The sequence below is a fragment of the Mycolicibacterium komossense genome, assembly GCF_025822605.1.
Lineage (GTDB): Bacteria > Actinomycetota > Actinomycetes > Mycobacteriales > Mycobacteriaceae > Mycobacterium > Mycobacterium komossense.
Window position 1 is genome coordinate 401,510 of sequence record NZ_JACKTY010000049.1, and the last position, 8,185, is coordinate 409,694.

The window sequence follows — 8,185 nt, forward strand, 5'->3', positions numbered from 1 at the left end:
GGAGCGCGCTGCCAAGAGTGCTGTCGATTCGGTGAGGTAGCGATCCTCGTGTTGCGTGTTGCGTGTTGCGTGTTGCGTGTTGCTGGAAGTGGCTGGTACCGAATTGCGAATCGCGTTCCGAAGATGGCGCGTTGAGTCCAAGTGAGGCGAGGACCGCGCATCCTTCGGGTAGCAGTGTCGGAGCCAGACGATGATCCATTCGGCCAGCTCAGCGTTGATTCCGTCGGCGAGGGCTACCTAGGCGGTGATCGGCTTGCCGGAGTGCGGGCGGCGATCTGCAACAGTTCGATTTCCTCGTCGACGACGGTGAGCAGGCAGCGGGCCAGTGCGGTGAGTTCGGCGCGGAGGTCGGGCAAGCATCTGCTCATCGACTCCTTATGGCTGCTATGAGTTGGGCGGCAAGTCCTAGCTGTCGGTTAAAGCGACGGCGGGTCGAGCCAACCAACAACGGGGGAGCCTCCTGCGTAGTCGGTGCGGCGCTGCACCGGGAGCAGGCGGACCTGTCCATGATCGTCCGGCTGAGTGAAGAATACGACGCGCTCGGTGAGGCTGCTGGCGTCCCCGAGTCCGTACCGATCGAGCATCATGTGGTCAACAAACACGCGCCAGGATCCGTTCCCGTACGTGCTGATGTGCACTTCGAGTTGCCCTGGGCGGCAGGTGACCTTCTCGACGATGCCGCACATCCAGCGGGTCTCGTCGGGCAGCGGGATCTCCTGTGCGTGAGCGGGATTGACGCAGGCTGCCTCGGCGCAGGAATAGGCCAGTTCCGCGCCCCCGGCTGGGTCGTGGATGAACGTCGTGTAGGCGATCCGGTGCACGTCGGCCAGGCTCGCATCCTCGGGGAAGAAGAATGCGAACGGGTTCGCCCAGTCCTCCTGGACGCTCTTGTCTGCTGCCCGGCTGCTCGCTTGTTCGAGTACCGCGCGGGCCTGATTCGGAGACATGTAAATTCCGAAATCCTGAGGTTCTACGCATTCGCCTTCGAGTGCTGGTTGTTCTCCGGCTTCCTCCGCTTCCCGGTCTTCTCCAGTTAGGTCGTGATCGTCGACCGACGGGGCGGTCTCGGCGGTGGTCTCCCATCCGCAGGCCTCGCACACCTTCATCCAGGCGCCGTCGCTGACGTGTTCGGCCCGGAGCTGGTAGGAGGCGCAAACTGAACATCGCTGTGGTGCGCCGAGCCGGTGGCGATTCACCGCGACGATGAATGCCTCAATGGTCTGGCTGACCGCTGAGAGGGCGATCTGGGCATCGGGCCGGCCGGCGGATCGCGCGTGGGTCAGCCATGCGACATAGTTCCAGGTCTTCTCGCTGAGCGCCTTCAGCAGTCCCCGTAGGTGCTGCGCGCTGCTGCCCGCAGCTACTGCCTCGGCGCACACGCTGGCCCACGCCTTGAAGTTGCCCTGCTGGAGGTCAGCAGCGCCAGCGTCTGTCTGGTACCCCAGGCCGGCAAGCTTGGCCGCCAGGGAAAGTAGCGTCTCGCGCAGCCGCATTCCGACGGACTGGAAGTCCTCTACTTCCTTGGCTCTCTCCAGGCTCTGGGCTGCCACGTCTAATCGCCGGGTAACTTCCAGAACCCAGGCGCCCTGGCGGGCGGCTGGGTGCGGACGACTCGCCATCATTCGGCTCATCAGGCCGATATGGAAAGACAAAGCGATGTCCATGCTCTTGATTTGGTCCTGGCTGTACAGGTTCAGCGGGTTGGTAATCAACCACCAGCGGCCGTCGCTAGTGTGAGCGTCCCAAACGTCATACTGCTGGCCGAGAACGTATTCGCTGGTGAGCTTTTCGACGTGCTCGATCTCAAAGTCATCCCCTGACTCGGAGCGAAGGTAGTCCTCGACCTGCCGCCGTTCGTGCGCTGGCGTCTCCATGAGGTCGATCATGCCAGCGGTCCCGGCAACTGACGGCCAGCAGGGCGCGCTGTCGATCCCATAAAAGTGGACCCCTCAACTCCTGATCAGGAGGTTGGGGGTCCGGCGCGCGTTCCGAGAACGAAAGTTTCGGGACGGCGGAGAGAACCCGCCGACCTGGCGCGGACGCCCGTCGGGCGATTAATTGGCAGGTTCCTGGTTGGAGCTGCCGGTCCGGGGAGGGGAGAGTTACGTGGCGTTCAAACCTGGGGGTGTCAGCTGAGCGTTTCGATGCGGGTGGCGAGGAGTGCTGTCCATTCGATGAGGTAGCGGGCATCGGGTATGCGTGCTTGGGGCTGGTGGAAAAGGCTTGTCTCGATGCGGGTCCCGAGGATGCTGTTGATGCCGAGCGCGGCCAGGACCTCGCATTCTTGCTGTGGGAGTGCCGGCGCCCAGGCGGTGATCCATTCAGCCAGTTCGGCGTTGATCCCATCAACGAGTGCGGCACAGGCTCGGTCAAGGTGAGCCGATCGGCCCGCCGGTGTGCGCGCAGCGATCTGCAATAGCTCGATCTCCTCGTCGACGACGGTGAGCAGGTACCGGCCAAGGGCGGTGAGCTCAGCCCGTAGATCCCCGAGACCTGCAAACAGTGCACGGATATCGTGCATCGCGCGGCGGCGGTCGAGTTGGCGGTCGATACCCGCCGACAGGAGCGCCTCTTTGGATTTGAAGTGGTGATACAAGGCGCCCGAGCCGGCCGCTAACCCGGCGGCGGCTTCGATCTGGGAGACGCTGGTGGCCTCGTAGCCCTTCACGCTGAACAACCGCATCGCCTCGGTGACCAACCGGTCGCGTGTCGGCGCCGCTACTGTCATTGACCTCTCCAAAGTGATCGCTTACCTTGAACAAGATATTACTTTACTTCCAATGGTGAGACTCGGGGGACGCAATGCCGCATCAGGACGATGCCGTTCCACGCGGGCGGATTCGGCGCACGATGCCGCTGGCAGGTTTCACCGCCCGGGCCGCAGGCGGCCGCCTCGTGGCCGGCCTGCGAGAAAAGGCGGGCCAGGACGGCGCCGTCGAACAGTTTCACGAACGCACCGCCGAGCGTTACACCGAACTGCTCGGCCACTCCAAGGGTGCGTTGATGAAGGCCGGACAGATGATGTCGATGCTCGACACCAGCGCACTGGGCACCGGCGGGTTCCACCCATACCAAAAAGCCATGAGCAGACTGCAGGCCGACGCCCCGCCGATGCATCCCGATCTGGTCCGCAACCTTCTCAGCGCCGAACTCGGCTCCGCCACTGAGCAGCTCGTCGAGTTCACTGATCAGCCGATAGCCGCTGCATCGATCGGTCAGGTGCACCGCGCCGTCCTGCGCGACGGTCGTCAGGTCGCCGTCAAAATCCAGTATCCCGGTGTGGCTCAAGCCATCCGCGACGATCTGGCCAACACTGAGCTGCTAGCGACGTTTCTGCGCTTCGCCGCCTCGGCATCGGGAATGAAGATGGATATTAGGAGCGTGGCGCGCGAGGCCGCGGCGCGAATCTCCGAAGAGGTGGACTATCGGCACGAGGCGGCCACCATCGCAGCATTCAGCGAACTCTATCGAGACCACCCATTCATCCGAGTCCCCGAGGTCATTGCCGAAATGTCTGGCGATCGGGTGTTGACGATGACCTATCTCGACGGAATGGGCTGGGACGCAGCACAACAGGCCGACCAAGATTTGAAGAACACCTGGGCTGAGATTATCCAGCGGTTCGCATACGGAAGCTTCCGACACGCCAACCTGATGCACGCCGACCCCCACCCCGGCAACTACCGCTTCAACACCGACGGCACCGTCGGGTTTGTCGACTTCGGCTGCGTCAAGGTCCTACCCGAACTTCAGCGCTGGCGACAGGTAGCCATGAACCGGGCCCTCTCCGAAGGCCGCAAAGAGGACATCCGCGACATCATGGTGCAGGCCGGTTACCTCACCGCCGACTCGGACCTGACCGCTGACGAGTTGTATCAATGGCAGTCTGAGCTTCTCTACGAGACCATGGCGACTACACCCCAGCCCGTGACCTACACAGCTGAATCGATCAGCCGTGTTGTTCGTTGCTTGTTCGACGTGCGTGACACCGACCATCCGGTGGCCCGCATGACCGCTCCCGACGACTACGTGTTTGCCTCCCGGGTTCAGCTGGCCGTCAGCAGCGTGTGCGCCGGCCTCGACGCCACGCTGCCGGTGCGGGCGATCGTCGAGGATTTCGATGGAGCAGCTGATCCGGTCACCGAACTCGGCAAGCAACACCACGCCTGGGTCCGCGAGCGCGGTCTGCCTTCAGCATTGGACCATCATGACCACCCGTGACGTCACGGCAGGAAAGCTGCCGTGGGATGCGGCCGATCCGTACCCTTTCTACGAGCAGCGCCGCCGCGAAGGCAACGTCGTCTGGGATGACGACACCGGTGCCTGGTTGATCCTCGGCTACCACCTCGCCCAGCAGATCCTGGGCGAACCCGGCTGGACGAGCGACCCCCTAGCGAATCCGAACGCGCCGCGCGCCGTCCGCGCAATGGGCTCAGACATTCTGCGCCGCAACATCTTGACCACCGACGGCGCCGATCATCACCGCCTGCGCGACGCCGTCCGCGACGTCTTCACCCGTACCTTCATCACCGGACTCACAAATGGCATCGAGGCGATCGCGGCGGAAACGCTCGATCACATTCCATCCGGAGTGGAGTTCGACTTTATGAACGATGTCGCGTTGCCTCTTCCCATCGCCGTCGCCGCAGCGTGGTTGGAGCTCGACGTCGACTCTGCGCGATTGCTGCGTGAGGAATCCCCCGCAATCAGCAGAATGCTCGGCGATTTCGTCGACCCCGCTGCCGTGGAGGGCGGAACAGCAGCATTCGCCACACTGCTCACCGAATTGCTGCCATTGGCCGCTGATCGACGCATTCATCCCAGCGACGACCTCCTCAGCTTTATCGGAGCCGATCCAGATCTGGAACTCGACGACGTCGTCACCAACGCATTGATCATCGCCGTGGCCGGTCACGAAACCACCGCGAACCTACTAGGGGCCAGCGTAATTCGATTACTAACACCTGGCCCTGACGGAGCGCGGCCGGTCAACACCGTCGACACCATCGACGGCCAGTTGCTTAACGAACTGCTCCGCCTCGACGGACCCGTGCAAGCCGTAGGACGCACCGCTACAAGCGATCACATCATTGATGACGTCACCATCCGCGCCACCGAACCCGTGCTCATCGTCCTTGCCGCCGCCAACCGCGATCCAGCAGTCTTTCATCAGCCCGACCAACTCCAACCAGACCGAGCCGGACCCGCCCCCCTGGCGTTCGGCTACGGTTCGCATTACTGCCTTGGGGCCGCACTGGCCCGCCTCGAAATGACGGTCGCGTTGCAGCATGTCATCGCACGACGGCCCACCCTCTGCGGTCCACCGACATGGCGGGACACTCCTGCCATTCGCGGCCCCCTGACCATGCCCACCGTCTTCTCCTGCTGACGCCACTTATGTCCCAATAACGAAGGTTTTTGGGACGCATACCGCGGCTGCTCGCCAGCTGGCCTTTTGCCGTCTCTAAAACGTGTACCAAAACTGTCGGTGGCCGGTGGTAGAGATTTAGACATGAACCGCATGCTCGGGTACGCCCGGGTCTCGACGAGCGATCAGACGGTACGCAGCCAGGTGGACGCTCTGGAGAAGGCCGGCTGCGCGCTGGTCTGGACAGACACTGCATCCGGTGCCCGTGCAGAACGGCCGGCTCTCCCTGAACTCCTTACCGAAGCGCAAGGAGGGGACACCATCGTGGTGACCCGGCTCGATCGACTTGGCCGATCGCTGCCGCATCTCCTGGACCTGGTGGAGCGCCTGGCATCTCGAGCAGTGGGATTGCGCTCTTTGTCAGAGCAGATTGACACCACCAATGCGACTGGGCGCCTGATCCTCCATGTCTTCGCCGCGTTGGCCGAGTTCGAGCGAGGCATCAATCATGAGCGCACCATGGCCGGCCTGGCCGCGGCGAAATCACGCGGTCGGATCGGCGGCCGCCCGAAGGTGCTCACCGGCCACCGGCTCGACCACGCACGTCGGTTGGCTGAATCCGGGATGTCCGTCCCCGACATCGCCGACATGCTCCTCGTCGGCCGATCGACTCTATACCGAGCCCTGAACCACCAACAGAAAGAAGACAGCACGGTGACCGCAAGCGCGATAGACCGCGTCTGGAGCGTCCGGGATGCAGTATTGAGATGGCTGTACCTCAAAGCCATGGTCGACGGCAATCGGCACCCTTCCCTTCTCGCAGAGGATGTCGCCAAAACCGTTGATTGGCAAGCTGATCCATTAACCCAGACGGAGGTGGCTGCCGCATCGAACTGGCTCAAAGAAGAGGGTTACCTGAGCGGCGGTGGCGCCTTTGGTCACGGCGTTGTCCGCCCGTCAATTACTCCACGGGGTGAAGTGATCGCCGACGCCGAACGATCCGCGCGGGGTGGAAACACACCCGCCGATCCCCAAGGCATAACGATGATCAACATCAGCAACAGCACCAATGTGGCGGTGGGCAGCCCTGGGGCGACGCAGACCTACACCCTGACCCAGCAGCGTGAAAGATCTGTCGCGGTCGCAGACGCGCTGGAAGCCGCGTCAGGGGATTCTCTTGAAGTGGTTGAGGCCCACCGCATCGCATCGGAGATCAAGGACGAAGCAGCTTCGGAGCAGCCGAATCCGAGCCGTCTGAAACAGCTCGTCATGTCGGCGATTACCGCCGGGGCCGCGGCATTGGGGCAGGCTGCCGCGACCGACCTGGTTCACCTGGGAAGCCAAGCACTGCAGACGTTTTGAGTGTAGAAGAATCCGATTTCGGACGTGGTGAAACTTACTCAGACTGTAGATCCTCTGTCTGATCGTCGACTCGTTGCACGGCATATCCGGCGTAGGTCTCGGCCACTTGGATCATCTCCTCGACTACGTTCATCAGCGGTTTGAGCGCAGACCCGTTCACAGTGAACTCGACCTGCTCATAGCGGCCCTGCAGGCGATGGTCGCGAAGTTGGCGTAGTGCATCGGCGTGCTCGGGGGGAGCGTTGTCCAATTCGGTCCATGAGTCGATCCACTCCTGCCGTTGCACATGGCTTTTGGTCCGTTGTTGCTGAAGGAGCATTTGAGCTTGGATGGAGAGTTCGGCTGCGGAGAACGCCAAATCGCATGCCACCGCGGGCCGGGTTTCGAGGCAATCCGCTGCAGTATCGAAGAACTGTCGTGCTCGGAGAAGTAGCCGAGCCACGCGTTCCTTGTTGTAGCGGAAGTCGAACTTGATGCATTGACGACCGTTGATGACCGCGAAGCAGACGTATCCGCTGTTGGGGCCTATGCCTTCGGGTTCCACACTGTGAACTTCATCAATGTCTGCAGCCGTCACGTCCTCGCCTTCGGCGATGTCACGCGCGACGCTGACACTAGCCACGATCTTGGCCTGATCATTGAGACGCACTAAGGGGTGTGGTCGGTCGGGGTTTAGCTCGACCACAACTTTTCGGACCTCATCCTGGTCCAGCGCAAGGCCGCGACGGGTGATCTCCGGCTCGACGAACAACTCGAATATCGAGGTGACCAGATTCCTCGAGAAATCGTCGGGAAGTTGCCCGGAAGTCATAGGAACGACCGCCTAATGGGACCTGCTGCGGTCTGCTTGATCATGCTCACATTTGGTGACTGTTCCACTCGCCTCCGACGTTGAGGATCTGAGACACGCTCGACACTTCAGCGACTTCGACACGGCCTCGAATCTGTGGCACTCCATATGCGGTCTCGACGCGGTAATATAACTGCAGAGTCGTATCGCATGGCTGACCCCGAGTCACACTGGCGCCTGTACCGCCAAGTGGCATTTGAGGGCAAGATCCAAAGGATCTGCGATGTTCCGTCACATGAGTGGCGGGAGGTACAGGGTTCCGCCGTCCATTGTGATCGGAGTTCAACATGAGCAGAAATTCAGCACACAAGCAGGCGGCCCGTGCCTACCAGCGGTTGCATCCCGGGACCACCTATCCAGTGGCGCTGCGCGCCGTCGCACGCGCCCACGCCATATCTGCGACGACGCCTCCTCCCTCAAGCGTGACCTCACACGCTCTCCCGGCGGTGACGCCATCCCGTCAGATGCACACCATCGCCTCGGTCGTGGAGGCCCTGCAGGCAGCCCGCGAGATGCAGACCAAGTGGGCCACCCAAAACGCCGGACCCATGTTCTCGGCGGCAGAAGCCGTGCGTCAGATGCAGACCAAGTGGGCCACCCAAAAC

At 62.3% G+C, this 8,185-nt stretch carries 7 protein-coding genes and 1 pseudogene; 4 read left to right on the forward strand and 4 right to left on the reverse strand.

Going from position 1 to position 8,185, the window contains the following annotated elements; translation table 11 throughout:
• Positions 1-233: 233 nt before the first annotated feature.
• The 3 genes from H7J73_RS31030 to H7J73_RS31040 form a co-directional block, all read right to left on the reverse strand.
• Positions 234-368, reverse strand: a complete 135-nt coding sequence (locus tag H7J73_RS31030) for a hypothetical protein (protein ID WP_264071647.1) — start codon at positions 366-368, stop codon at positions 234-236.
• Between the two features lie 48 nt (positions 369-416).
• Positions 417-1,886 carry a hypothetical protein gene (locus tag H7J73_RS31035; protein WP_264071648.1) on the reverse strand — a complete coding sequence of 490 codons (1,470 nt, stop codon included), beginning with the start codon at positions 1,884-1,886 and terminating at the stop codon, positions 417-419.
• Positions 1,887-2,128: 242 nt separating this feature from the next.
• Entirely contained in the window at positions 2,129-2,728 is a 600-nt protein-coding gene (locus H7J73_RS31040) for a TetR/AcrR family transcriptional regulator (protein WP_264071649.1), read from the reverse strand.
• A 74-nt stretch (positions 2,729-2,802) separates the two neighbouring features.
• Here H7J73_RS31040 and H7J73_RS31045 point away from each other — a divergent pair, with 74 nt between their 5' ends.
• From H7J73_RS31045 to H7J73_RS33775, 3 genes are all read left to right on the forward strand, one after another.
• Positions 2,803-4,221: an ABC1 kinase family protein gene (locus tag H7J73_RS31045; RefSeq protein ID WP_264071650.1), complete on the forward strand. Its 1,419-nt coding sequence runs from the start codon at positions 2,803-2,805 to the stop codon at positions 4,219-4,221.
• Entirely contained in the window at positions 4,208-5,389 is a 1,182-nt protein-coding gene (locus H7J73_RS31050; RefSeq protein WP_264071651.1) for a cytochrome P450, read from the forward strand. The genes H7J73_RS31045 and H7J73_RS31050 overlap by 14 nt, the downstream gene beginning before the upstream one ends.
• A gap of 123 nt (positions 5,390-5,512) precedes the next feature.
• Positions 5,513-6,730, forward strand: a complete 1,218-nt coding sequence (locus H7J73_RS33775) for a recombinase family protein (RefSeq protein ID WP_308207455.1) — start codon at positions 5,513-5,515, stop codon at positions 6,728-6,730.
• Positions 6,731-6,764: 34 nt separating this feature from the next.
• Here the strand turns inward: H7J73_RS33775 and H7J73_RS31060 are convergent, their stop codons facing one another.
• A complete protein-coding gene (locus tag H7J73_RS31060) occupies positions 6,765-7,481 on the reverse strand; it encodes a HEPN domain-containing protein (protein WP_264071652.1) in 717 nt (238 codons plus the stop codon).
• 386 nt (positions 7,482-7,867) lie between these two features.
• Between H7J73_RS31060 and H7J73_RS31065 the strand changes: the two are divergent.
• Positions 7,868-8,185: pseudogene (locus H7J73_RS31065) on the forward strand (hypothetical protein); the annotation flags it as partial.

Coding starts and splice junctions, on each gene's coding strand:
- H7J73_RS31030 (WP_264071647.1), bottom strand. CDS start 368: ATGAGCAGATGCTTGCCCGACCTCCGCGCCGAACTCACCGCACTGGCC.
- H7J73_RS31035 (WP_264071648.1), bottom strand. CDS start 1,886: ATGATCGACCTCATGGAGACGCCAGCGCACGAACGGCGGCAGGTCGAG.
- H7J73_RS31040 (WP_264071649.1), bottom strand. CDS start 2,728: ATGACAGTAGCGGCGCCGACACGCGACCGGTTGGTCACCGAGGCGATG.
- H7J73_RS31045 (WP_264071650.1), top strand. CDS start 2,803: ATGCCGCATCAGGACGATGCCGTTCCACGCGGGCGGATTCGGCGCACG.
- H7J73_RS31050 (WP_264071651.1), top strand. CDS start 4,208: ATGACCACCCGTGACGTCACGGCAGGAAAGCTGCCGTGGGATGCGGCC.
- H7J73_RS33775 (WP_308207455.1), top strand. CDS start 5,513: ATGAACCGCATGCTCGGGTACGCCCGGGTCTCGACGAGCGATCAGACG.